The 25,804-nt window shown below is 60.6% G+C and carries 24 protein-coding genes; 21 read left to right on the forward strand and 3 right to left on the reverse strand.

All coding sequences use genetic code 11. The features are described 5' to 3' along the window. Window positions 1-11 precede the first annotated feature (11 nt). Complete coding sequence (locus PY650_RS11540; RefSeq protein ID WP_285879374.1) at window positions 12-662, forward strand: class I SAM-dependent methyltransferase; 651 nt, start codon at window positions 12-14, stop codon at window positions 660-662. Between the two features lie 6 nt (window positions 663-668). On the opposite strand, the gene PY650_RS11545 is transcribed toward PY650_RS11540, so the two are convergent. Then, a complete protein-coding gene (locus tag PY650_RS11545; RefSeq protein WP_285879376.1) occupies window positions 669-1,067 on the reverse strand; it encodes a hypothetical protein in 399 nt (132 codons plus the stop codon). 308 nt (window positions 1,068-1,375) lie between these two features. Between PY650_RS11545 and sdhC the strand changes: the two genes are divergently transcribed. From sdhC to lpdA, 17 genes are all read left to right on the forward strand, one after another. After that, the gene (gene sdhC / locus PY650_RS11550) at window positions 1,376-1,774 is read left to right on the forward strand and encodes a succinate dehydrogenase, cytochrome b556 subunit (protein ID WP_285868521.1); all 399 of its coding nucleotides are present in this window, start codon (window positions 1,376-1,378) and stop codon (window positions 1,772-1,774) included. 65 nt (window positions 1,775-1,839) lie between these two features. Then, complete coding sequence (gene sdhD, locus PY650_RS11555; protein ID WP_285868520.1) at window positions 1,840-2,220, forward strand: succinate dehydrogenase, hydrophobic membrane anchor protein; 381 nt, start codon at window positions 1,840-1,842, stop codon at window positions 2,218-2,220. A 6-nt stretch (window positions 2,221-2,226) separates the two neighbouring features. Then, a complete protein-coding gene (sdhA, locus tag PY650_RS11560) occupies window positions 2,227-4,083 on the forward strand; it encodes a succinate dehydrogenase flavoprotein subunit (RefSeq protein ID WP_285879377.1) in 1,857 nt (618 codons plus the stop codon). Window positions 4,084-4,100: 17 nt separating this feature from the next. Next, window positions 4,101-4,880, forward strand: coding sequence for a succinate dehydrogenase iron-sulfur subunit (locus PY650_RS11565; RefSeq protein WP_285879378.1), 780 nt, complete (start codon window positions 4,101-4,103; stop codon window positions 4,878-4,880). 441 nt (window positions 4,881-5,321) lie between these two features. Then, complete coding sequence (locus tag PY650_RS11570) at window positions 5,322-5,837, forward strand: protease inhibitor Inh/omp19 family protein (RefSeq protein WP_285879379.1); 516 nt, start codon at window positions 5,322-5,324, stop codon at window positions 5,835-5,837. Window positions 5,838-5,899: 62 nt separating this feature from the next. Then, window positions 5,900-7,063, forward strand: a complete 1,164-nt coding sequence (gene zapE / locus PY650_RS11575) for a cell division protein ZapE (protein WP_285879380.1) — start codon at window positions 5,900-5,902, stop codon at window positions 7,061-7,063. 180 nt (window positions 7,064-7,243) lie between these two features. Beyond that, on the forward strand, window positions 7,244-8,206 hold the full coding sequence (gene mdh / locus PY650_RS11580) for a malate dehydrogenase (protein WP_285879381.1): 963 nt from the start codon (window positions 7,244-7,246) through the stop codon (window positions 8,204-8,206). Window positions 8,207-8,233: 27 nt separating this feature from the next. Beyond that, entirely contained in the window at window positions 8,234-9,430 is a 1,197-nt protein-coding gene (gene sucC / locus PY650_RS11585) for an ADP-forming succinate--CoA ligase subunit beta (RefSeq protein WP_285879382.1), read from the forward strand. 6 nt (window positions 9,431-9,436) lie between these two features. After that, window positions 9,437-10,339, forward strand: a complete 903-nt coding sequence (sucD, locus tag PY650_RS11590) for a succinate--CoA ligase subunit alpha (protein ID WP_285879383.1) — start codon at window positions 9,437-9,439, stop codon at window positions 10,337-10,339. Between the two features lie 176 nt (window positions 10,340-10,515). Further along, a complete protein-coding gene (locus PY650_RS11595) occupies window positions 10,516-13,500 on the forward strand; it encodes a 2-oxoglutarate dehydrogenase E1 component (RefSeq protein WP_285879384.1) in 2,985 nt (994 codons plus the stop codon). 26 nt (window positions 13,501-13,526) lie between these two features. Then, window positions 13,527-13,847, forward strand: coding sequence for a YciI family protein (locus PY650_RS11600; protein WP_285879385.1), 321 nt, complete (start codon window positions 13,527-13,529; stop codon window positions 13,845-13,847). 32 nt (window positions 13,848-13,879) lie between these two features. Beyond that, the gene (gene odhB, locus PY650_RS11605; RefSeq protein ID WP_285879386.1) at window positions 13,880-15,121 is read left to right on the forward strand and encodes a 2-oxoglutarate dehydrogenase complex dihydrolipoyllysine-residue succinyltransferase; all 1,242 of its coding nucleotides are present in this window, start codon (window positions 13,880-13,882) and stop codon (window positions 15,119-15,121) included. A gap of 14 nt (window positions 15,122-15,135) precedes the next feature. Next, window positions 15,136-15,885, forward strand: coding sequence for a DUF4241 domain-containing protein (locus PY650_RS11610; protein WP_285879387.1), 750 nt, complete (start codon window positions 15,136-15,138; stop codon window positions 15,883-15,885). A gap of 20 nt (window positions 15,886-15,905) precedes the next feature. Then, window positions 15,906-16,406, forward strand: a complete 501-nt coding sequence (locus tag PY650_RS11615) for a hypothetical protein (protein ID WP_285879492.1) — start codon at window positions 15,906-15,908, stop codon at window positions 16,404-16,406. Next, window positions 16,406-17,161 (forward strand): SDR family oxidoreductase, encoded by a 756-nt coding sequence (locus tag PY650_RS11620; RefSeq protein ID WP_285879388.1) that lies wholly within the window; start codon window positions 16,406-16,408, stop codon window positions 17,159-17,161. Before PY650_RS11615 ends, PY650_RS11620 begins: the two co-directional genes overlap by 1 nt. Window positions 17,162-17,179: 18 nt before the next feature. Beyond that, window positions 17,180-17,818 (forward strand): LysE family translocator, encoded by a 639-nt coding sequence (locus tag PY650_RS11625; RefSeq protein WP_285879389.1) that lies wholly within the window; start codon window positions 17,180-17,182, stop codon window positions 17,816-17,818. Between the two features lie 29 nt (window positions 17,819-17,847). Beyond that, on the forward strand, window positions 17,848-19,254 hold the full coding sequence (gene lpdA / locus PY650_RS11630; protein WP_285879390.1) for a dihydrolipoyl dehydrogenase: 1,407 nt from the start codon (window positions 17,848-17,850) through the stop codon (window positions 19,252-19,254). Between the two features lie 193 nt (window positions 19,255-19,447). On the opposite strand, the gene PY650_RS11635 is transcribed toward lpdA, so the two are convergent. Then, on the reverse strand, window positions 19,448-20,539 hold the full coding sequence (locus tag PY650_RS11635; RefSeq protein ID WP_285879391.1) for a TraB/GumN family protein: 1,092 nt from the start codon (window positions 20,537-20,539) through the stop codon (window positions 19,448-19,450). Window positions 20,540-20,668: 129 nt separating this feature from the next. Further along, complete coding sequence (locus PY650_RS11640; RefSeq protein ID WP_285879493.1) at window positions 20,669-21,604, reverse strand: tyrosine recombinase XerC; 936 nt, start codon at window positions 21,602-21,604, stop codon at window positions 20,669-20,671. Between the two features lie 244 nt (window positions 21,605-21,848). Between PY650_RS11640 and PY650_RS11645 the strand changes: the two genes are divergently transcribed. The 3 genes from PY650_RS11645 to PY650_RS11655 all read left to right on the forward strand — a co-directional run bounded on the left by PY650_RS11645 (window position 21,849) and on the right by PY650_RS11655 (window position 25,662). Next, on the forward strand, window positions 21,849-22,805 hold the full coding sequence (locus PY650_RS11645; protein ID WP_285879392.1) for a GNAT family N-acetyltransferase: 957 nt from the start codon (window positions 21,849-21,851) through the stop codon (window positions 22,803-22,805). Between the two features lie 147 nt (window positions 22,806-22,952). Beyond that, on the forward strand, window positions 22,953-25,184 hold the full coding sequence (locus tag PY650_RS11650) for a primosomal protein N' (protein ID WP_285879393.1): 2,232 nt from the start codon (window positions 22,953-22,955) through the stop codon (window positions 25,182-25,184). Between the two features lie 94 nt (window positions 25,185-25,278). Next, on the forward strand, window positions 25,279-25,662 hold the full coding sequence (locus PY650_RS11655; protein WP_285879394.1) for an AGROH133_08824 family phage infection protein: 384 nt from the start codon (window positions 25,279-25,281) through the stop codon (window positions 25,660-25,662). The last annotated feature ends 142 nt before the right edge of the window (window positions 25,663-25,804 follow it).

Below are 25,804 nucleotides of genomic sequence, written 5' to 3' on the forward strand. Positions count from 1 at the left end.
TCGAGGGCCATTTGAAGACCGAACCTGAGAGCTTCATTCGCGAAAATACCAGCCTTATGGCACTGCCGCATGTGCCGGAAATCCAGCTGCATCTGGCGAGCGAAGCGCATGATCTTTGGCTGAAGACGGAGGAGGAGCTCGAAGAGATCGGTCTGCCGCCGCCCTTCTGGGCCTTTGCCTGGGCGGGCGGACAGGGGCTTGCGCGCTTCCTCCTCGATCATCCCGGCGAGGTCAAAGGAAAAAGGATTCTGGATTTCGCCAGCGGCTCCGGGCTCGTCGCGATTGCGGCGAAGCTTGCGGGTGCAAGCCATGTGTTCGCCGCCGATGTCGATCCCTGGGCGGAGACGGCAATACGGTTGAACGCGGCGGAGAACGGCGTCACGCTCGAATTCACTGGTGACGATCTCGTCGGCCAAACGACGAATGCCGAGGTCATTCTTGCCGGCGATGTCTTTTACGATCGCGATTTCGCCGATCGATTGATTCCCTGGTTCCGACAACTGGCGAGCGAGGGCCATGTCGTTCTTGTGGGCGATCCTGGGAGAGCCTACCTCCCCAAGGATCATTTGGAGGCCCGTGCCACCTATCAGGTGCCTGTGACCAGGGCACTGGAGGATAGCGAAGTGAAGAAGACGACGGTCTGGCGATTTCTTGCAGGCTAAGAGCCGTCAGGGGCGAATCACGCAGACGCCGGCTTCATAGGAGCAGGCATTGCGAGCATGTTTGACGTCGATCACCTTGGCCCGTGGCATCGGTGCCGCAGGTTCGCTCTGATCATAGCCGCCACCGTAACCGACGACATAAGTCCCGCCGTCGGCCTGGTAAATATCGGCCGTGCCGGCATAGGTGCCGACGTCAGCCGCATATTGCCGATCCATCAGAACGATTCTGGCGGGTTGCGGCTGCTGGTAGCGCTGCGGCCAGGAGATTTCCTGCAACCGAACAAAGCGGGAATGGTGGAACTGCCGGTGTCCATGGCGATAGTCGCCCGCTAAAGCCGATACGGACGAAAGAGCAGCGGCTGCTGCCAAAACGAGCATTGCTGCCTTGAAAAGATGCCGTCCCATGGGTTCGCCTCGCCTTGCAAATCCTTAATAAAATATGAACAGCAGAGTGCCGCAAGATCGGCGTTAAGTCCACTCGGCGGACGGGAAAATCGTGTCGGTCGGCCTATCGGAGATGTCGTTTTTGCGCACTCGCTAAAGGTGTCTGATGATCCGAATCGATTAAATTCGAGGCAGACAGCAATTGTACTTGTCGATATGGCTTTCCGTGATTAATGGTCACAATTGATGCAACGCACACAGGATTTCTCCAGGTGCGTAGCCCCGGAGACATCCGGGATCGAAGCGTATCGTAACGCCGCGAGGTTCTGATGGCGAACGTCACACAAAACCGGCCCCTGTCGCCGCATCTGCAAGTCTACAAACTCATTCCAACTATGGTCATGTCGATCGTTCACCGCATCACCGGCGGTGCGCTCTATTTCGGCACTCTGCTGGTCGCCTGGTGGCTGATCGCGGCGGCGACCGGCCAAGGCTATTTCGACCTGGTCAACTGGATCATGGGTTCTATCATCGGCCGGCTCGTGCTGCTCGGCTATACCTGGGCGCTGCTGCACCATATGCTCGGCGGCTTCCGCCATTTCATTTGGGATCTCGGATACGGCTTCGACCCCGCCGTCTCGACCAAGATGGCCAAGGCGACGCTTGTTGGTTCGCTCTGTCTTACCGCGCTGGTCTGGATCATCGGCATCGTCATTCGGCTGATTTGATTGGTATGGTCTTGTCCGAAAACGGTTTCGCACTTTTCGGGATCATGCTTTAAAGGATATTTCTCATGGATATGCGCACCCCTTTGGGCAAAGTCCGCGGCCTCGGCTCCGCCAAGGAAGGCACCGAGCATTTCTGGCGCCAGCGTCTGACCGCAGTTGCCAATGTTCCGCTCATCATCTTCTTCGTCATTTTTCTGATGATCTATGCCGGCGCTCCCTATGCGGATGTCGTGCACGCGCTGTCGAATCCGCTCGTCGCGGTCATCATGGGCCTAATGGTGATCTCCGGCGTCATTCATATGAGGCTCGGCATGCAGGTCATCATCGAGGACTATGTCCACAGCGAGATCGGCAAAATCGTCCTTCTCATGCTCAACACATTCTTCGCGATTTTCGTGGCTGGGCTCTGTCTCTTCGCCATTCTGAAGATCGCGTTCGTAGGATAATTACAGATGGCACCGAATTCATCCGCTCAGAATGGGCCTGCTCAGAACGGGAAAGCCTATAAATATGTCGATCACTCCTATGACGTGATCGTCGTCGGCGCCGGCGGCGCGGGCCTGCGCGCCACGCTCGGGATGGCCGAGCAGGGTTTCCGCACTGCCTGTATCACTAAAGTATTCCCGACCCGGTCGCACACGGTCGCAGCCCAGGGCGGCATTGCCGCCTCGCTGCAAAACATGACGCCGGACAGCTGGCAGTGGCATCTCTACGACACCGTCAAGGGCTCCGACTGGCTCGGCGACGTCGACGCCATGCAGTATCTCACCATGGAAGCGCCAAAGGCGGTCTATGAGCTTGAGCATTACGGCGTGCCGTTCTCGCGCAACGAAGAAGGCAAGATCTACCAGCGCCCGTTCGGCGGCCATATGCAGAATTACGGCGAAGGCCCCCCGGTGCAGCGCACCTGCGCCGCCGCCGACCGAACCGGCCATGCCATCCTGCACACGCTTTATGGCCAGTCGCTGCGCAACAATGCCGAATTCTTCATCGAATACTTTGCGCTCGACCTGATTATGTCCGATGACGGCAGCCGCTGCACCGGCGTCGTCGCCTGGTGCCTGGACGACGGCACGATCCATCGCTTCGCCGCCAAGATGGTGGTGCTGGCGACCGGCGGCTACGGCCGCGCCTATTTCTCGGCGACCTCGGCCCATACCTGCACCGGCGACGGCGGCGGCATGGTTGCCCGCGCCGGGTTGCCGCTGCAGGACATGGAATTCGTGCAATTCCATCCGACCGGCATCTATGGTTCCGGCTGCCTGATCACCGAGGGCGCGCGCGGCGAGGGCGGATATCTCGTCAATTCCGAAGGCGAGCGCTTCATGGAGCGCTACGCGCCCTCGGCCAAGGACCTTGCCTCGCGTGACGTCGTTTCGCGGTGCATGACGCTTGAGATCCGCGAAGGCCGCGGCGTCGGCAAGAACAAGGACCACATCTTCCTGCACCTCGACCATCTCGACCCAGCCGTGCTGCACGAGCGCCTGCCGGGCATTTCCGAGAGCGCGCGCATCTTCGCCGGCGTCGACGTGACGCGCGAGCCGATCCCGGTTCTGCCAACCGTCCACTACAATATGGGCGGCATTCCGACGAACTATTGGGGTGAGGTGCTGAACGCCGACGGCAACAATCCGGAACGCATTCTGCCGGGCCTGATGGCTGTCGGCGAAGCCGGTTGCGCTTCGGTGCATGGCGCCAATCGGCTGGGTTCCAACTCACTGATCGACCTGGTGGTCTTCGGCCGCGCCGCCGCTATCCGTGCCGGTCAGGTTATCGACCGGGCGAGCCCGGTGCCGCCGGTCAATATTGCTGGCTGCGACAAGATCATGGACCGGTTCGACCGCCTGCGTCACGCCAGCGGTTCGACGCCGACCGCGGTGCTGCGCGAAAAGATGCAGCGCGCCATGCAGGAAGACGCCGCCGTGTTCCGCACGCAAGAATCGCTGGAATCCGGTTGCCGCCGCCTCTCGGCAATCTGGCAGGAACTGCCTGACGTCAAGGTCACCGACCGTTCGCTGATCTGGAATTCCGACCTCGTCGAAACCCTGGAACTGCACAACCTAATGGCAAACGCCATCACGACGATCTATGGTGCCGAAGCCCGCAAGGAAAGCCGCGGTTCGCATGCGCGCGAGGATTATACCGAAGGCAAGTTCGGCGGACGCGACGACGAAAACTGGCGCAAGCACACACTCGCCTGGGTCAACGAAGCCGGCGACGTCAAGCTGGACTATCGCCCCGTTCATACCGAACTGATCGCCGAAGGCATCGATCCGCACAAGATCGAGCCGAAGGCGCGCGTGTATTGATCTGAGAGGAACTGACTATGGTTGAACTCGCTCTCCCCAAGAACTCTCAGATGCGCGAAGGCAAGGTCTGGCCGAAGCCAGCGGGCGCGAAGAATACGCGCGAATTCCGCGTCTACCGCTGGAGCCCGGATGACGGTCAAAACCCGAGCATCGACACCTACTACATCGACGTCGACGATTGCGGTCCGATGGTGCTCGATGGGCTGCTCTACATCAAGAACAAGATCGATCCGACGCTGACGCTGCGCCGTTCCTGTCGCGAAGGCATTTGCGGCTCCTGCGCGATGAACATCGACGGCACGAATACGCTCGCTTGCACCAAGGGCATGGACGAAATCAAGGGCACGGTGAAGATCTATCCGCTGCCGCATATGCCCGTCGTCAAGGACCTCGTGCCAGACCTGACGAATTTCTACGCTCAGCACCGCTCGATCGAGCCCTGGCTGAAGACGGTATCGCCGCCGCCGGCTAAAGAGTGGAAGCAGAGCCATGAGGATCGCCTGAAGCTCGACGGCCTCTACGAATGCATCCTCTGCGCTTGCTGCTCGACCTCCTGTCCGAGCTATTGGTGGAACGGCGACCGCTATCTTGGCCCGGCCGTGCTTCTGCAGGCCTATCGCTGGCTGATCGACAGCCGCGACGAGGCAAAGGGCGAGCGCCTCGACAATCTCGAGGACCCGTTCCGGCTCTATCGCTGCCACACGATCATGAACTGCGCCCAGACCTGCCCTAAGGGCCTGAACCCGGCCAAGGCGATCGCCGAAATCAAGAAGATGATGGTCGAGCGGCGGGTCTGACCCGCCGACGATCATGCGTCCGTGCCGCGGGCCCAAAGCTTGGCCACTCTGATCGCCGCTTCGCTCATCTCGAACCGGAGCGGGATCATTCCACAAACCGCTCGCGGTTAGGAAGCAGACGCGCGAGATGGGCGAGGGCGTGCCGCCAGCCGAAGTCGCGGAATTTTTATCACCCTCGCTCGCACGCCATTCCGATTTTTCGGACAAGCTCCGCCCAACACATGGAACGCGATAAAATCGTGCAGACGCTGGCCGATCATTTCTATCTGGATAAGGTTCGCCGGGTGACGCCTTGAAATGACCGGATTCTTGCGGAGCTATGACCTACGGCAAATTGTGGCGGTATCGACTTGATTAACCAAAGTGAAATACGGTAATTCCCACATCATTGAGCATCACTTTGCAAATGTCAGCGGTGGACAAATAATTAGGAGTGTGATGATGCAGTTCAGATATGCAGTGACGGCTGCGGCGATAGGTCTGTCGCTTGCCGGTTGCCAGCGCACAGCATACAACGACGATTATTCTCCCCCGCCATTGCAGGCTCAGCCCGTTCCCTCCGTTCAGTCCAGCCAGCTTCCGCCCACCGCAGGCGCTTCGCAGTTTCCGGCGGCGCCGACGAACACGCCGAGCGCGGCCAATCCGCAGCAACAGCAGGCGGTGGCCGCTTCGGCACAGGACGTGACCAAGGAATCCATGGTCGGAAGCTGGAAGGTCAGCAACGGCGGATCGAGCTGCGACATGTTCCTGACGCTCACCAATCTCGGCAGCGGCTCACGTGGCGGCACCCGTGGTTGCGCGGGCGAGCTGACGACCATGGGCTCGTGGGAAGTTTCCGGTAAGCAGGTCATCCTCAAGAACCGTGATGGCAGCCAGATCGGCTCACTCTACAAGACGGCCGATTCGCGTTTTGATGGCTCCACGGCCTCCGGCCAGCCGCTCAGCCTCAGCCGATAAAGCTCTTTTGAAGCGGTTGGGCCATCCGGCCGCTTCCCTCATGCACAGGCGGGTATCTCCCAATGCAGCCCATGCCAGACTATTCCATCAGCGTCGTCGAACATTTAAAGGCGCTGACGGCTTCCGGATCGCTCCAGGTGGATTCGGCGCAGATGGATGTGGCGAAATCCCTCGATCACGTGCTTGCCGCTCTTAAGCGGAAGCGGCCGGCGACCAAGTCGAGCGCGCTCGGTTGGATGTTTGCCGCGCGCAAGAAGCCCGCCTGGATCGTTCGCGGCCTCTATATCCATGGTAGTGTCGGGCGCGGCAAGACGATGCTAATGGACATGTTCTATGCGATGGCGCCCTGCAACAGGAAGCGCCGAGCGCATTTCCATGAGTTCATGGCTGATGTGCACAATCGGATCGCCGCTCACCGGCTGAAGTTCAAGAACGGCGAGACCAAACAGGCCGATCCGGTGCCGCCGGTAGCAGCGGACCTTTTCAGCCAGGCAGAGCTGCTCTGCTTCGACGAATTCTCCGTGACCGATATCGCCGATGCAATGATCCTGTCGAGGCTGTTTTCCGAGCTGTTTTCGTTGGGCTGCGTGCTGGTCGCCACCTCGAATGTCGAGCCCGACAATCTCTATCGCGACGGCCTCAATCGCGGCCTGTTTCTACCCTTCATCGATCTTTTGAAGCGCTACGTCGATATCGTCACGCTGGATTCACCGACGGACTACCGCCTGGAGAAGTTGAACAGCCAACCGGTCTATCTGATACCGCTCAACGAACGCACGGATATGGCGATGGATGCGTCCTGGACACAGGTGCTGCACGGGCGCAAGGCGCTACCGCTGGACATTCCGATGAAGGGACGCTCCATCCATGTGCCGCTCGCCGTCGATCGCATGGCGCGGTTTTCCTTTGCCGACCTCTGTGAGGCGCCGCTAGGGGCTGCCGATTTCCTGGCCATCGCCAACCGCTTCGACACGATCTTTATCGATCGCGTTCCGAGGCTCGGGCCGGAAAAACGCAACCAGACCAAGCGCTTCATCATCCTCATCGACACGCTTTACGATCATGCCGTCCGGCTTTATGTTTCTGCTGAGGCGATGCCGGAGGATCTTCTGGTCGAACGACGCGGGACGGAGGGCTTTGAGTTCGACCGCACGGCATCGCGGCTTTTCGAAATGCGCAGCGCAGAATACCTTGCCCAGACTCACGGAAAGCGCGCCGCCGAGTAACGGTTTAGTGACAAAATGTCTTACGTTTACGTAAGACATTTTTGATCTAACCGATTGAAATTCCTGATCTCAAAATAATCAATTGCCAATTTGAGGCTTTGGGTCTATGCGATTGGCGGCAATGGTGGATGCCTTGCAAGGTGTCCTGCCACGGATTTTGATCGCAAAGGATACACCGAAATGGCGCGCAACAAGATCGCACTTATTGGTTCTGGCATGATTGGTGGTACGCTGGCGCATCTCGCCGGCCTGAAAGAACTGGGCGACATCGTCCTGTTCGACATCGCGGACGGCATTCCCCAGGGCAAGGGCCTCGACATCGCCCAGTCTTCGCCGGTCGAAGGTTTCGACGCCAATCTCACGGGCGCCAGCGACTATTCCGCGATTGAAGGCGCCGATGTCTGCATCGTCACCGCCGGCGTTCCCCGCAAGCCGGGCATGAGCCGCGACGATCTTCTCGGCATTAACCTCAAGGTCATGGAACAGGTCGGCGCCGGCATCAAAAAGTATGCCCCGGACGCTTTCGTGATCTGCATCACCAATCCGCTCGACGCCATGGTCTGGGCTCTGCAGAAGTTTTCGGGTCTGCCGACCAACAAGGTCGTCGGTATGGCTGGTGTGCTCGACTCGTCGCGCTTCCGCCTCTTCCTCGCCCAGGAATTCAACGTCTCCGTTGAAGATGTCACGGCTTTCGTTCTCGGCGGCCATGGCGACTCGATGGTACCGCTCGCACGCTACTCCACCGTTGCCGGCATTCCGCTGACCGACCTCGTCACCATGGGCTGGGTGACCAAGGAACGCCTCGAAGAAATCATCCAGCGCACCCGTGACGGCGGCGCTGAGATCGTAGGCCTCCTGAAGACCGGTTCGGCCTACTACGCTCCGGCCGCTTCTGCCATCGCGATGGCCGAATCCTACCTCAAGGACAAGAAGCGCGTTCTGCCTTGCGCCGCTTATCTCTCTGGCCAGTACGGCGTGAAGGACATGTATGTCGGCGTTCCCACGGTTATCGGCGCCGGCGGCATCGAGCGCGTCATCGAGATCGACCTGAACAAGGCCGAGAAGGAAGCCTTCGACAAGTCGGTCGCAGCCGTTGCCGGCCTCTGCGAAGCCTGCGCGACCATCGCGCCGTCGCTGAAGTAATTTCCGCGTTCCAATAGGGATAAATCCATGAACATTCATGAATATCAGGCCAAGGCGCTGCTGAAGACCTATGGCGCACCCGTCGCGGACGGCGTTGCCATCTTCTCCGCCGATGAAGCCGAAGCCGCCGCAAAAAAGCTTCCAGGCCCGCTCTACGTCGTCAAGAGCCAGATCCATGCCGGCGGTCGCGGCAAGGGCAAGTTCAAGGAACTCGGCCCAGACGCCAAGGGCGGCGTTCGCCTCGCCAAGTCGATCGAGGACGTTGTTGCCAACGCAAAGGAAATGCTCGGCCACACGCTGGTGACCAAGCAGACCGGCCCGGCGGGCAAGCAGGTCAACCGCCTCTACATCGAAGACGGCGCCGATATCGACCGCGAGCTCTACCTGTCGATCCTGGTCGACCGCTCGGTCGGCAAAGTTGCCTTCGTCGTTTCGACGGAAGGCGGCATGGACATCGAGACAGTTGCGCATGACACGCCGGAAAAGATCATCACCGTCGACATCGACCCGGCGGTCGGCGTTACGGCTATCAATTCGGCTGCCCTTTCCGACGCGCTTAAGCTCGAAGGGGCTGCCCGCGAAGACGCTGCCAAGCTCTTCCCGGTCCTCTACAAGGCCTTCGTCGAAAAGGACATGGCCCTTCTCGAAGTCAACCCGCTGATCGTCATGACCAATGGCCATCTGCGCGTGCTCGACGCCAAGGTCTCCTTCGACGGCAATGCGCTGTTCCGCCACGAGGACATCGTTGCGCTGCGCGACGCGACCGAAGAAGACGCCAAGGAAATCGAAGCGCACAAGTATGACCTCGCCTATGTCGCCCTCGACGGCAACATCGGCTGCATGGTCAACGGCGCCGGCCTTGCCATGGCAACCATGGACATTATCAAGCTCTACGGCGCCGAGCCTGCGAACTTCCTCGATGTCGGCGGCGGCGCGTCCAAGGAAAAGGTCACCGCAGCCTTCAAGATCATCACGGCCGACCCGGCTGTCGAAGGCATCCTAGTCAACATCTTCGGCGGCATCATGAAGTGCGACGTCATCGCCGAAGGCGTGCTCGCAGCCGTCAAGGAAGTCGGTCTGAAGGTTCCGCTCGTCGTGCGCCTCGAAGGCACCAACGTCGAGCTCGGCAAGAAGATCATCAACGAATCCGGTCTCAATGTCATCTCGGCCGATGACCTGGACGATGCCGCCCAGAAGATCGTCAAGGCAGTCAAGGGAGCCTGAGGCAAGATGTCGATCCTCATCAACAAAGACACCAAGGTTCTCGTTCAGGGCCTGACCGGCAAGACCGGGACCTTCCACACCGAACAGGCGCTCGCCTATCACGGCACGAAGATGGTCGGCGGTATCCACCCAACCAAGGGCGGCGAAACCTGGACCGGCAAGGACGGCGAAAAACTGCCGATCTTCAAGTCGGTCGCTGAGGGCAAGGATGCAACCGGCGCCAATGCCTCGGTCATCTACGTGCCGCCGGCAGGTGCTGCGGCCGCCATCCTCGAAGCAATCGAAGCCGAGATCCCGCTGATCGTCTGTATCACGGAAGGCATTCCGGTTGCCGATATGGTCAAGGTCAAGGATCGCCTGCAAAAGTCGAAGTCGCGCCTAATCGGGCCGAACTGCCCCGGCGTTCTGACCCCGAACGAATGCAAGATCGGCATCATGCCGGGCTCCATCTTCAAGAAGGGCTCGGTCGGCGTTCTCTCGCGTTCGGGCACGCTGACCTACGAAGCCGTCTTCCAGACCACCAATGAAGGCCTTGGCCAGACGACGGCAGTCGGCATTGGCGGCGACCCGGTCAAGGGCACTGAATTCATCGACGTCCTGGAAATGTTCCTCGCCGACGACGAAACCAAGTCGATCATCATGATCGGCGAAATCGGCGGCTCGGCGGAAGAAGACGCCGCGCAGTTCCTCAAGGACGAAGCCAAGAAGGGCCGCAAGAAGCCGATGGTCGGCTTCATCGCCGGCCGTACCGCACCTCCCGGCCGCACCATGGGTCACGCTGGTGCCGTGATCTCCGGCGGCAAGGGTGGCGCTGAAGACAAGATCGCTGCGATGGAATCGGCGGGCATCCGCGTGTCGCCTTCGCCGGCGCGCCTCGGCAAGACGCTGGTGGAAGTCCTGAAGGGCTAATCCCACCTCTAGCAAGATCCGGACGGGGCAGCGGCATCCGCATATCCCGTCCGGCTTTCGAGTTTTTGGAAGCCGATATGCGGTCCGAGGATCGCGAAGGAAATAGGGTCGCCGGATTTCCATAAGCCGGCAAAGTAAACAAGTCGGGAGGCGGACGAGAGCGTCCGCATATCACCATGGCAAGGCAAGAAGCCAACGAGCAGTTTCAGATTACATCGTTCCTGGACGGCGCCAACGCTGCCTATATCGAGCAGCTTTATGCGCGCTACGAGGACGACCCGTCGTCGGTCTCCGACGAGTGGCGGTCCTTCTTCAAGGCATTGGAAGACAATCCGGATGATGTGAAGAAGGCGGCCAAAGGCGCCTCCTGGCAGCGCAAGAACTGGCCGATTCAGGCGAACGGCGAACTCGTCTCGGCGCTCGACGGCAACTGGGGCATCGTCGAGAAGGTTATCGAGACCAAGGTGAAGGCCAAGGCGGAAGCCGCCGGCAAGCCGACCGACACTGCCGACGTCCTCCAGGCGACGCGTGATTCGGTTCGGGCCATCATGATGATCCGCGCCTATCGCATGCGCGGACACCTGCACGCCAAGCTCGACCCGCTCGGCATCGCCGCTGCGGTCGAGGACTATAAGGAACTGTCGCCGGAAGCCTATGGCTTCGCCGAGGCCGACCTCGACCGCAAGATCTTCATCGATAACGTGCTCGGCCTCGAATATGCGAGCGTGCGCGAGATGATGGAGATCCTCGAGCGCACCTATTGCTCGACCCTCGGCGTCGAATTCATGCATATCTCCAATCCGGAGGAAAAGGCTTGGATTCAGGAGCGCATCGAAGGCGTCAACAAGGGCATTAACTTTAGCCCCGACCGCAAAAAGGCGATCCTGCAGAAGGTCGTCGAATCCGAAGGCTATGAGCAGTTCCTCGACGTCAAGTTCAAAGGCACCAAGCGTTTCGGCCTCGACGGCGGCGAATCGCTTATCCCGGCGCTGGAACAGATTCTGAAGAGCGGTAGCCAGCTCGGCCTCAAAGAAGCCGTGTTCGGCATGGCCCATCGCGGCCGCCTCAACGTGCTGTCCCAGGTCATGGGCAAGCCGCATCGTGCGATCTTCCACGAGTTCAAGGGCGGCTCTTATGCTCCGGACGAAGTCGAAGGCTCGGGCGACGTCAAGTACCATCTCGGCGCCTCCTCGGATCGCGATTTCGACGGCATCAAGGTGCACGTCTCGCTAACGGCCAATCCGTCGCATCTGGAAATCGTCAATCCCGTCGTCATGGGCAAGGCCCGCGCCAAGCAGGACATGAGCGCTACCGTCTGGGACGGCGATATCATTCCGCTTTCCGAGCGCGCCAAGGTCGTGCCGCTGCTGATCCATGGCGACGCCGCTTTCGCCGGCCAGGGCGTGGTTGCTGAAATCCTCGGCCTGTCGGGCCTGCGCGGCCACCGCGTCGCCGGTACGATGCACGTCATCATCAACAACCAGATCGGCTTCACCACTAATCCGGCCTTCTCGCGTTCGTCGCCCTATCCGTCCGACGTCGCCAAGATGATCGAAGCGCCGATCTTCCACGTCAACGGTGACGATCCGGAAGCTGTGGTCTATGCGGCCAAGATCGCGACCGAATTCCGCATGAAGTTCCACAAGCCTGTCGTCCTCGACATGTTCTGCTACCGTCGCTACGGCCACAATGAAGGCGACGAGCCGTCCTTCACACAGCCGAAAATGTACAAGGTCATTCGCGCCCACAAGACCGTGCTGCAGCTCTACTCCGAGCGGCTGGTCGGCGAAGGCGTGTTGACCGAAGGCGAAGTCGAAAAGATGAAGGCCGACTGGCGCGCCCATCTCGAACAGGAGTTCGATGCCGGCCAGTCCTACAAGCCGAACAAGGCCGACTGGCTGGACGGCGAATGGTCGGGCCTACATACGGCTGATAATGCCGACGAGCAGCGCCGTGGGAAGACCGCCGTGCCGATGAAGACGCTGAAGGACATCGGCCGGAAGCTGTCGGAAATCCCGGCTGGTTTCCATGCGCATCGCACCATCCAGCGCTTCATGGAAAACCGTGCCAGCATGGTTCAGACAGGCGAAGGCATCGATTGGGCGATGGCGGAAGCGCTTGCTTTCGGATCGCTCGTGGTCGAAGGCCACAAGATTCGCCTGTCCGGCCAGGATTGCGAACGCGGCACCTTCTCGCAGCGTCATTCGGTTCTCTACGACCAGGAAACCGAGGATCGTTACATTCCGCTCGCCAACCTGTCGCCGACACAGGCTCGCTACGAAGTCATCAACTCGATGCTTTCAGAAGAGGCGGTTCTCGGCTTCGAATACGGCTATTCGCTCGCACGTCCGAATGCGCTGACCCTGTGGGAAGCTCAGTTCGGCGACTTTGCCAACGGTGCACAGGTCGTCTTCGACCAGTTCATCTCGTCGGGCGAACGCAAATGGCTGCGCATGTCCGGCCTCGTCTGCCTGCTGCCGCATGGTTATGAAGGTCAGGGTCCCGAACACTCCTCGGCCCGCCTGGAACGCTATCTGCAGCTCTGCGCCGAAGACAACATGCAGGTCGCCAACGTCACGACGCCGGCGAACTACTTCCACATTCTGCGCCGTCAGCTGAAGCGCGACTTCCGCAAGCCGCTGATCCTGATGACGCCGAAGTCGCTGCTGCGTCACAAGCGTGCAGTGTCGGGCCTGGCGGAAATGGCGGGGGAAACCTCCTTCCATCGCCTGCTGTGGGACGATGCGGAAGTCATCAAGGACGGCCCGATCAAGCTGCAGAAGGACGCCAAGATCCGTCGCGTCGTCATCTGTTCTGGCAAGGTCTATTACGACCTGCTGGAAGAGCGCGAGAAGCGCGGCATCGACGATATCTACCTGCTGCGTATCGAACAGCTCTACCCGTTCCCAGCCAAGGCGCTCATCAACGAGCTCAGCCGCTTCCGCAATGCGGAGATGGTCTGGTGCCAGGAAGAGCCAAAGAACATGGGCGCATGGTCGTTCATCGATCCCTATCTGGAATGGGTGCTCGCCCATATCGATGCCAAGTACCAGCGGGTTCGCTACACCGGCCGACCGGCCGCCGCCTCTCCGGCGACGGGCCTCATGTCCAAGCATCTGGCGCAGCTCGCTGCATTCCTTGAGGATGCGCTCGGCGGTTAAGGTGTGAACCGGAAAGGGGGTGCGCGATGGCTTATTTTCATCTGAAACTTGTGCCGCCGCGCCCCAGCTTCCCGCATGACGCCACAGGGGAAGAGATGGCCGCCATGCAGCAGCACGCCGCCTATTGGCGCCAACAGGCGAGCGCCGGAACGGCAATAGTCGTCGGTCCGGTCTTCGCGGCCGATGGCGCTTTCGGCATCGCCGTCCTCGACGTGGAAGGCGCCGACGCCGCCAAGGCGCTAGGTGATGCCGATCCCGTCCTTCTCGCTGGGCTCGGTTTCCGTATCGAAATCTCGCCGATGCCCTCGATCATTCTCCGGCCGTCCGCCGCCGGAAACTCCATCTAATTTAATAACGACGAAAAATCAGGATCTGAACAATGGCCACAGAAATCCGCGTTCCTACCCTCGGCGAATCCGTCAGCGAGGCGACCGTCGGCACCTGGTTCAAGAAGGTCGGCGATGCCATCAAGGTCGATGAGCCGATTCTCGAACTGGAAACCGACAAGGTGACGATCGAAGTTCCCGCGCCCGCAGCCGGCACCTTGTCGGAAATCGTTGCCCAGGCCGGTGAAACTGTCGGCCTCGGCGCGCTGCTCGGTCAGATCTCCGCCGGTAACGGCGCCGCGGCTGCTCCGACCCAGGCCGCCGCGCCGGCCGTTGTTGCTGCCACGCCGGCGGCGGCTGCCCCGGTTGCCGCTCCAGCCATTGCTGCTCCGGCTTCCGCCATGCCGCCGGCACCTGCGGCCGCCAAGCTGCTCGCCGAAAACAATCTCTCTGCCGATCAGGTCGATGGCAGCGGCAAGCGCGGCCAGGTTCTGAAGGGTGATGTGATTGCTGCCATCGCCAGGGCTGCTTCGGCTCCTGCCGCCGTCCCGGCCGCCCCGATCAGCGCCCGTGCGCCGACGCCGGTCGAAGACGCTGGTCGCGAAGAGCGCGTCAAGATGACCCGCCTGCGCCAGACGATTGCCAAGCGCCTCAAGGATGCGCAGAACACCGCCGCCATGCTGACCACCTACAACGAGGTGGACATGAAAGCCGTCATGGACTTGCGCAACAAGTACAAGGACATCTTCGAGAAGAAGCATGGCGTAAAGCTCGGCTTCATGGGCTTTTTCACCAAGGCCGTCACGCATGCGCTGAAGGAACTGCCGGCCGTCAACGCCGAAATCGACGGCACCGACATCGTCTACAAGAACTACTGCCATATCGGCATGGCTGTCGGCACCGACAAGGGCCTCGTTGTTCCCGTCATTCGCGATGCCGACCAGATGTCGATCGCTGAAGTCGAGAAGGAACTTGGCCGTCTGGCAAAGGCTGCCCGCGACGGCACGCTGTCGATGGCTGACATGCAGGGCGGCACCTTCACCATTACCAATGGCGGCGTCTACGGTTCGCTGATGTCCTCGCCGATTCTCAATGCGCCGCAGTCGGGCATTCTCGGCATGCATAAGATCCAGGAGCGTCCGGTCGCCATCGGCGGCCAGGTCGTCATCCGCCCGATGATGTATTTGGCACTTTCCTACGATCACCGCATGGTCGACGGCAAGGAAGCCGTGACGTTCCTCGTGCGCGTCAAGGAAAGCCTGGAAGATCCGGAACGTCTGGTTCTCGATCTCTAAGGGAGCGTTGGCTCATGTCGAAATGGCCCATGCTGACGATGCGCGGACTTTTGTGCGCCGTCGCCGCATGGATTCCTTCTTCCGCCGTCGCGGAAGATTTCGACGTAGCAAAGCTCAGCAGCAATCTCGATTTGGCGTCGCTAAGCGACGCCGATCTCTCTTCCCGGTCGATCACCGTCTTTCACATGGGCGATGTCGAACTGACCTCCGGCCGCATCGTCGCCAGCGATCCGATGGTCGCGCCGGATCGCTCGGCCTTTGTCAAGACCGTTCCGCCCGGCAACTATCCCGTAACGCTCTATGAAGCCTTCGGCCGCATCGCCGCCGCAAGCCTGCGCTTTGCCGACGGCAAGCCGGCACGCTGGGAGCTGGCGCTTACGCCCGGCCAGGATATCCCATCGCTGAAGAGCGACGAGTTCTTCGGCTATCCGGTCGATTCCGGCCTCGGTTGCTACATGGATGCGGGTACCTACGCGCTGATCCAGGAGCGGGAACAGCAGGTCCGTACTGAGAAGTCCTCCTCTGACGTCAACTATTACGACGATGTGCTGGCTCCGGAGGTCAAGGTAAACGACGACAAATATGTCATGCATCGGCCGGTTGCCGACAAACGCGGCAACGTCGCGGTATTCTGGAGCGGCTGGGGAGATGGTTTTTATCCGGTGTTCTGGGGCCTCGATGCGAATGATCGCCCGCTTGTTCTATTCACGGATTTCGGCGTGACCGAAAATGCAGACGGCCGGCGCGAACCGGGGGGAGGGTGATCATGCCGGCAAACCGCGCGATGCCACGATTGGCCCCCGTGCACTGGGCGATGATGGCGTTTACAGCCATTCCCGCACCAGCGCTGGCGGACGAATGCGTGCAGGAAAAAGCGATCTATGGCGACATGGACGACGCTTATGAACTTCGCTTCGAGCCAGTCGGTGCCGAGATGGCCGTCAGCAACAAGTTCAAATTCGCCGTGCGCAACACACCGATCGTGGCCGACGGCGTGGTGATGCGCTCGGACGATCTGCAGCATGCCAACGGCATGATCATGTTCAACTGCCCGGAAGGCGATGTGACCGGCGCCGATCTTCGTGCCTGCACCGTCTGGCAGGGGATGATCTATGCCTCCGACGAGAGGGGCAACATCAGTGCCCTGCCGGCAGAGGGTGACGGAGCTGCGGAACGGTTGTTCCTGCCGGCCCTCGGACCTTCGATCCGTGAATCCTCCATGTGGGGCGCGGGCAAAGCGACCATCGCGCCTTGGGATGTCTTGACCTTGAAAGGATGTGGCTAATGACAGGCAAATCTCCTGTTCTTCTCGTCACCGGCGGCAGCCGCGGTATCGGGGCGGCGGTTTCGATCGCCGCCGCACGGCAGGGCTGGGCCGTCGCGGTCAACTATCATTCGAACAAAGCGGCCGCGCAAACGGTCGTCTCCGTGATTCGCGATGCCGGCGGCGAGGCGATTGCTATCGCGGGCGATGTCGGCTCGGCCGATGATATCCGATCCATCTTTTCCTCGGTCGACCAGCATTTCGGTCGGCTGCATGGTCTCGTCAACAATGCGGGCATTGTCGATCGCGCGCAGCGGCTGGACGAAATGACGCCGGAGCGGCTCGAGCGGATGTTTCGCATCAACATCACCGGCTCGATGTTGGTAGCCGCTGAAGCTATCCGCCGTATGTCCACCCGCCATGGCGGCAAGGGCGGCGCGATCGTCAATGTCTCCTCCGTGGCTGCGACCCTCGGCGGCGGCGGCCAATATGTGGACTATGCAGCGTCCAAGGGCGCGATCGATACGTTCACGCTTGGTTTGGCGCGGGAGGTGGCGGCCGAGGGCATCAGGGTCAACGCGGTCCGGCCCGGCATCATCGATACGGATATCCACGCTGCCGCCGGCCTGCCCGAACGGGCGCGCGAAATCGCGCCGCAGCTGCCGATGAAGAGGGCGGGGACAGCAGACGAAGTGGCCGACGCCATCCTCTACCTTTTGGGGGCCCAGGCTTCCTATATAACGGGCGCCATCCTCGATGTGAGCGGCGGCCGTTGATCGGAAAGGGCTGTGATCATGCAATATGTTTTGGAATTCCTCGGGCTGATGGCGGTATTTTCGATTTTCATCGTCGCACCGGGCGCTGATTTCGCCGTCATCCTGCGCCAGAGCATCGTGCATGGCCGCCGTCCAGCCGTTATGACTGGCCTCGGCATGGGTTTCTCGCTGCTCTTCCATGTGAGCTATACCATTCTCGGCCTTGGCTTGATCGTGTCGAAATCGCTGATGCTTTTCAGCCTGATCAAATGGGCCGGTGTCCTTTATCTCGTCTACCTCGGCATCAAGTCCTTCCGTGAACCGGGCTTCAAGGTGAAGGAGATCGATATCAGCGATGAGGACCGCAAGCCGGCTTCCGTCTGGCGCTGCCTGGCGACGGGTTTCATCACCAATGCGCTCAATCCAAAGCCGGTGCTGTTTTTCCTGTCGCTGTTTTCGACGCTCGTGCGTCACGACACACCGGCAATGATCCAGTTCGGCTACGGACTCGGCATGGCGATGGCACTCGTCGTCTGGTTCGCCGGCGTTTCGGTCTTCTTCACCGTCAAGCCGGTCCGCGATCGCTTCATCGCCAGCGGCAAATGGTTCAACCGCATCACCGGAGCGGCACTCGTCGGCTTCGGCATCCGCCTCGCGTTGGCGCGGGCGACTGACTAACAAAGATAGAAAACAAGGAAATTAAAACCATGTCCTACGATGTGATCATTATCGGAACCGGCCCCGGCGGCTATGTCTGCGCCATCAAGGCGGCGCAGCTTGGCCTGAAGGTGGCCGTCGTCGAAAAGCGTTCCACCTTTGGCGGCACCTGCCTCAACATCGGCTGCATACCGTCCAAGGCGCTGCTGCATGCCTCCGAAATGTTCCATCATGCGGGCCATGGCATGGATGCGCTCGGCATCGAAGTCGCCGCACCCAAGCTCAACCTTTCGAAGATGATGGCGCACAAAGATGCCACCGTGAAGGCGAATGTCGACGGCGTCGCCTTTCTCTTCAAGAAGAACAAGATCGATGCTTTCCAAGGCACAGGGAAGATCGTCGCTGCCGGCAAGGTTTCTGTTACGGCCGAAGACGGCAAGGTGAGCGAGATCGAAGGCAAGAACATCGTCATCGCCACCGGCTCTGACGTTGCCGGCATTCCGGGCGTGTCCCTCGAAATCGATGAGAAGGTGATCATTTCGTCCACCGGCGGCATCGCGCTCGACAAGGTACCGGCCAACATGATCGTCGTCGGCGGTGGTGTCATCGGCCTCGAACTCGGCTCGGTCTGGTCGCGCCTCGGCGCCAAGGTCACCGTCGTCGAATATCTCGATACCATTCTCGGCGGCATGGACGGCGAAGTCTCCAAGCAGTTCCAGCGCATGCTGGCCAAGCAGGGCATCGACTTCCATCTCAGTGCCAAGGTCACCGGCGTCGAGAAGGTCGGCGATGGCGCCAAGGTCACCTTCGAGCCGGTCAAGGGCGGCGACAAGGTGGTGCTCGATGCCGATGTCGTGCTGGTATCGACCGGCCGCAAGCCCTACACGGCCGGTCTCGGCCTCGAAGCGGCAGGCGTTGTCCTCGACAATCGTGGCCGCGTCGAAATCGATGGCCACTTCAAGACCAATATCCCCGGCATCTATGCCATCGGCGACGTGGTGAAGGGCCCGATGCTCGCGCACAAGGCGGAAGACGAAGGCGTGGCGCTGGCAGAAATCCTCGCCGGCCAGGCTGGCCATGTGAACTACGACGTCATTCCGAGCGTCGTCTACACGCAGCCGGAAGTCGCTTCCGTCGGCAAGACCGAGGAAGAGCTGAAGGCTGCGGGTATCGCCTACAAGGTTGGCAAGTTCCCCTTCACCGCCAACGGCCGCGCTCGAGCCATGCTGGCGACGGACGGTTTCGTCAAGATCCTGGCGGACAAGGAGACCGATCGCGTTCTCGGCGGCCACATTGTTGGCTTCGGCGCCGGTGAAATGATCCACGAGATTGCGGTGCTGATGGAATTCGGCGGCTCGTCTGAAGATCTGGGCCGCACCTGCCATGCACATCCGACTATGTCGGAAGCCGTGAAGGAAGCTGCACTCGCGACGTTCTTCAAGCCTATCCATATGTGAGGATTGATTGGGGGCAGATCAGGCGGGGCGCTGATGTTTCGTGGCCCCTCACCTCAACTCTCTCCCCGCCGTTGCGGGGAGAGAGAACCGGTTCGGCATTTGCCGTCCTCTCAGAGACTTGATCTCCTATGGAAATGAGGGGCAGGCCACAGTTTTTCCCCGAAACGGCTCTATCCGGCGTCGCCAAACTCGATCAATTTGCCGCCGTCACCGTGAAACCCTGCTTGCGCAGCAGTTCCACCAGACCCTGATCGCCGACCAGATGCAGCGCGCCGATGGCGATGAAGGCGTTGCCCTTGGCGAGGATCGGTGCGGCGCGCTCCGCCATCACCTTGTTGCGGTCGAGGATGATTCGCTGCTCGAAGGTTGCGGTGTCCTCGTCGGACAAAGTCTCGTCGGGTTCGATAGTCTTCAGCATCGGCACGATTGCTCCAACATTGCCGGCAAGATAGAGATCGGTCATCGTTTCGTTGACGTCATTGATCTTGTCGCCAAGTTCCAGCGTCTGGATCAGCGATTTCAAATGCAGTTCGATCGGCAGGTCGCTCATGGCCTTGGCCTGTTCAGCCAGTGTTTCCAAACCCTTGACCTGCTTTCCAGCGGCCGCGGCATCGGTGGCAAGTTTTTGATCGAGGAATTTCATACCGGCCGCCTTGCGGCGGACCTCGCAGGCGGTCAGTTCGAAGGAACTCGAGATCAACCAAGGCTGCATGTGGGAAACGGCGGCGAGCGGCACACCGCGCTGTTTCAAGCCGGCTTCCAGCTTGGCATTGTCTTCAGGCGACAGGTGTTGGCTGATGGTCGAGCCGTCGGTCAGCATGGTTAGCGACGGATTGACGAAGAGAGCCGCCGCCGCTTTCTTGTCGTCCAGGATTTCATCGGACTCGACGACGACCGTGTCAGCGGCGGCACTAGCTTCGGCTGCCCCCTTTGGCATGGTCAGCACGCGGGCGTCGCTGACATGCATGGTGCCGAGCAGCCAGGAGGGTTTCAAGCCGGGCTTTTCGATCTTCCAGAAGACCCATTTGCCGTTTTCCACCTTGTCGCCCGCGGCAAGGATCGAGGCATATTTCGCGGGATCGGTCGTTTTCAGTTCGGCCATGAGGTTCTTCCCGCCGCAGCTCTCGACCGCAGCCTCTTCGGCATGCGCGGGGGCCAGTGACAGCAGAACCACGATCAACGCGGTCGCCAGCATCAACGGAAATGCAGTTGCGAGCCAAAAGAGGAGGTCGCCGATTGCCGGCTTCATCGACCGCATCGTCTTGGGTTCGAGGGCAGAAATCATCTAAACCTTCCGCTGGTAGAGCGCATGACTTCTAGAGCGCGAACGTGGCTTTCGCGAGACATGCCGATACATGTTCTGCTCTACCCTTCGGACACGCATATTCCCTTAACACGAGGGGTTAATGTTTTCTTACGCCCTCGGATGAGCCCGATCATAGACCTCCAGCAGCCGCGAAGAATCAACGCCGGTATAGACCTGCGTCGTCGACAGCGAGGCGTGGCCGAGCAATTCCTGGATCGTGCGCAGGTCACCACCGCCTGCGAGCAGATGCGTGGCGAAGGAATGGCGCAGTGCATGCGGTGTGGCGGTGTCCGGCAGGCCGAAGGCGCTGCGGAGCTTCTGCATGCCACGCTGGATGATGCCTGGTTGCAGCTTGCCGCCGCGCGCGCCGCGAAAGAGCGGGGCGTCTGCGTCGAGATGATAGGGGCAGAGCGTGCGGTATTTCTCTACCGCCTCGACGACGATGGGGAGCAGAGGCACCAGCCGGGTTTTGTTGCCCTTGCCGGTGATGCGCAGCGCAGTCACGCCGGGGCGAACATCTTCCGGCATCAGATCGAGCGCTTCGGAGATGCGCAGGCCGCAACCATAGAGCAAGGTTAGCACAGCCGTATCGCGCGCAGCGATCCATGGTTCGTCATGCATCTGCGCCTCATCGCTGACGACGGTGATCGCCTGGGTGTCCGACAGGGGCTTCGGTAGCGATTTCGGCTGTTTCGGCGACCGCACCGCGCCGGCGCCGGCCGCATTTACCAGCCCCTTCTTTTCTAGATAGTGCAGCAGCGAACGAAGGCCGGCGAGATTGCGCCCCAGCGAACGCGCCCCCGCGCCATCCTTGCGGCGCGCGGCGAGAAAGGCACGGAAGTCGGCGGGGCGCAACGCGTGAATATCTTTGATGGTTGCCGGACCGCCAAGATGGCCCGTCAGAAACGTCAGAAACTGACGCGTGTCGCGTTCATAAGCATCCAGCGTGTGGGCGGAGAGCCGCCGCTCCTGGCCGAGTGCGTCCAACCAACGGCTGCGCTCGGCCATCAGCTTGGGATCAGCGATAATCAGCAATTCGTTCAGTGGAAAACCCCTTGAAATTCAAATTCCTTCTGCCACTTTGAAGGAGGGAAGGTTATGGAATCGCTAACATTCCTACTGCGCCGTGCCTCCTTTGCGCGCGTAAAGACAGCGGTAGCACTTTTCAACTGCGTATAAGTCATTACTTAAATCAAAATCGATTTAAGCGGGTTATACGCGAGGCGCTTGTCATGCTTCGATCATATTCGATTGCGATAGAGTATAACCCAACCATCCAGGGCATTTCATGGCACGTCGCGGTTCGATAACTGCATTGGGACAACTTGCAGAAGCGATCGCTTTGGTGTCCCAGGGGCAGCCTGGACATATCGTCGATACGCTGATCGCCGAGCGTGGCCAGAAGATCGTTCGCAATCCGCTCTGGCCGTTGATGCGGCCCTTTCTCTACACGCTGCTGCGCTATAACAAGGCGATCGAATTTGCCAACGATGTCGCCAAGCTGTCGGGTTTTCAGTGCTTCGAGTATATGAGCGATCTGTTGAAGCTTGATATCGGGATGACCAACGCCGAGCGCATACCCGCTTCCGGCGGCTTCATTCTGGTCAGCAACCATCCGACCGGCATCGCAGACGGCGTCGCCGTTTTCGATCTCCTGAAGACCCACCGGCCCGATATGATGGTTTTCGCCAATCGCGACGCTGTCCGCGTCAATCCGCGCTTTGCGGAGATGATCATCCCGGTTGAATGGCGCGAGGAGCATAAGAGCAAGCTGAAGACGCGCGAAACGCTGCAGCTTACCAATCGCGCCGTTGCCGACGGCAAGGTCACCGTGCTTTTTCCATCCGGCCGTATCGCCTATTGGGCAAATGGCAAGCTGAACGAGCGGCCCTGGAAGACGTCGGCCGTGGGCCTGGCGCGCAAATACAATCTGCCGATCCTGCCGGTTCATCTGACGGCGCGCAATTCCGGGCTGTTCTATTGGTTCGCCAAATGGTCGACGGAACTTAGGGACATGACGGTGTTCCACGAACTCCTCAACAAGCGCGGCGACCGTTTCGATTTCCTGATCGGCAATCTTATTCCGGTCGAGCGTCTGGACGGCGACGTCAACGAAGTGACGAAGGCGTTGGAAAAGCACACGGTGTTCGATCTGGCCGCCGACGGAAATGCGACTTTCGCGCCGATCGGCGTGCCGCCGACGGTGCAGAATGAAGCGGCTGCAGTCGCGGAACATTCGGCTTGACGGCTGTTGGCAGCCAGTGCCGCTGCACACATATCTTCTGCGCAAAAAGACGATATCGGTGAAAAGTGTGAAGTGGCTTTCGGATGAGATCACGCCGAACCCAAGCCGGGTTTCTTTTTACGACCGCTCGGGGCATGGTCTGGCGCGATGAGTAAAGATTCCTCCGATCTATTCGGCGCGCTGTTTAAAGCTGCGCCGGCGAAACCGACCATGAGCCGCACGGTTCCGGTTCTGGTGCCCATGCCGGCGCCGAAGCCCTATTCCTATGCGGTGCCGGAAGGCATGGCGGTCGAGCCTGGCTCGGTCGTGCAGGTGCCGCTCGGGCCGAGGCAGGTGATCGGCGTCGTTTGGGACGGCGGCGACGAAGGTGGCGTCGATCCGAAGAAGCTGCGGCCGATCAACCATGTCTTCGATTGCCCGCCGCTCACCAAAGAAATGCGCGACTTCATCGACTGGGTGGCCGCCTATACGCTGTCGCCGCCGGGACTGGTGGCGCGCATGGCGCTGCGAGCACCGGCAGCCTTCGATCCCGAACCGATGGTGGAGGGCCTACGTTTTGTCGGCGGCGCGCCGGAACGGCTGACGCCGGCTCGGGCGCGGGTCATGGATACGGCAAAGGACGGCCCTTCGTGGACGCGCAGCGGGCTCGCGCATGCAGCCGGCGTCTCGGTAAGCGTCATCGACGGGCTGATTGCGCAAGGCATTTTCGAAACCGTGTTCCTGCCGCCGCCGCCCGTGGTCGCCAGGCCGGATCCGGATTATATCGCCTCGCGGCTCGAAGGACCGCAGCGCGAAGCTGCGGATGAAATCCTTGCTGAGGTGTGGAAGGGCGCATTCTCTGTGTCGCTGATCGACGGCGTCACCGGCTCGGGCAAGACCGAGGTCTATTTCGAGGCAATTGCCGAGACGCTGAAGCGTGGCGAGCAGGTGTTGATCCTGCTACCGGAAATCGCGCTGACGGCCAGTTTCCTCGAGCGCTTCCAGGATCGTTTTGGAGCCAAGCCGGCCGAGTGGCACTCTGACCTAGCACCGCGCATGCGCGAAAAGGTGTGGCGGCAGGCGGTGACCGGCGAGGTTCGCGTCGTTGCGGGCGCGCGCTCGGCGTTGTTTTTGCCCTTCGAAGATCTCGGCCTGATCATCGTCGACGAAGAACACGATCCCGCCTACAAGCAGGAGGATCGCGTCTATTATAATGCCCGCGACATGGCGGTCGTGCGTGGCAGGATCGGGGATTTTCCGGTGGTGCTGGTCTCGGCGACCCCTTCGGTCGAGAGCCAAGTCAACGGCCAGAGCGGACGATACAGCACCATCCATTTACCGACCCGCTTCGGTGATGCGGCTCTTCCGGACCTGCATCTCATCGACATGCGTCGACATGCGCCCGAACGCGGTGGCTTTCTGTCGCCGCTGCTGATCCGTGCGATCGGCAAGACGATGGAGAAGGGCGAGCAGTCGCTCCTCTTCCTCAATAGACGCGGCTATGCGCCGCTGACGCTCTGCCGCGTTTGCGGGCACCGTTTCCAATGCCCGCAATGTTCGAGCTGGCTGGTTGAGCATCGCTTTCGCGGCCAGATCCAGTGCCATCAATGCGGCTACGCCGAACGAACGCCGGAAGCCTGTCCGGAATGCGGCACGCTCGATCATCTTGTGGCCTGCGGACCGGGCGTCGAACGCATCGCCGAGGAGGTCGAGCGGTATTTCCCGGACGCACGGACGATCGTGCTCTCCTCCGACATCATGGGCGGCGTCAAACGGCTGCGGCTGGAGCTCGATGCCATCGCCAAGGGCGAGGCGGATATCGTAATCGGCACGCAACTCGTCGCCAAGGGCCATAATTTCCCGCTGATGACGCTGGTCGGCATCGTCGACGCAGACCTTGGCCTTGCCAATGGCGATCCGCGCGCTGCCGAGCGGACATTCCAGCTGTTGTCGCAGGTAACCGGCCGCGCCGGGCGAACCGGCCTGAAAAGCCACGGCCTGCTGCAGACGTATCAGCCGCAGCATCCGGTCATGCAGGCGATCGTTTCCGGCGACGCCGGCGCCTTTTACGAACGCGAAATTTCGGAGCGGGAGAAGGCGGTGCTGCCACCCTTTGGGCGCCTTGCGTCGATCATCGTCTCCGCTGAAACGCGCCAGGACGCCGAGATCCATGCCCGCGGCATGCGCAGCGCTGCACCGCAGGTGCAGGGCATCGCCGTTCTCGGGCCTGCCGAGGCACCGCTCGCCCTGGTGCGCGGCCGCCATCGTTTCCGCCTGCTGGTGCACGGCAAGCGCAACTCCGACATGCAGGGTTTTCTCAGGGCCATGCTAGCGCAGGCGCCGAAGGAGCGCGGGTCCGTGCACGTCCAGCTAGACATCGATCCGCAGAGTTTCTTGTAGTTTCGCGAGTACGACGACTTTCCAGTGCCTTCCCCTGTTCGGCCGCTTCATGTCATAAGACACCAACAATATACAAGTGATTTGGGGACGACCGATGGAGCTTTATTTTCCGACTGACCTCGGCGAGCGGCTTGCCTATTGCTCGGCGGCATTCACGGCACTCATCGGCCTCATCGGGATGTTCGCGCCGGGCTATACTTATCGTTTCCTCAAGCTGCAGGTGCGCGAAGGGCGGCCGGAAGCCTATGCCGAGGGCCGTTCGGCCGGCGGCTTCTATCTTGGTTTCGGGCTGGTCGCGATTCTGTTGGCCCAGCCGATGATCTATCTGGCGCTCGGAGCATCTTTTGCGGTTGCAGCCTTTGGCCGCGTCCTCTCGATGATGTCGGATCGGGGAAGAGTGATCGTGAACATGTTACTTCTGGTTGCGCAGGCGGTTCTGGCGGCTCTACCACTTCTTTACGGACTGGGCTATATTTGACCGAAAATGGTCGCCCCTCTGCCGCTATTGGCCGCACTATCCCCATGGTTTTGAATTTTTGCCATCATAAATTCACCCGAATAGCGTATTCGGCCATTACGCGTGTTGCGAGTCTCAATATCCTATGTTAGACGAACCCCGA

Origin of the sequence: Martinezella calliandrae (assembly GCF_030272695.1) — a bacterium.
GTDB lineage: Bacteria > Pseudomonadota > Alphaproteobacteria > Rhizobiales > Rhizobiaceae > Rhizobium > Rhizobium calliandrae.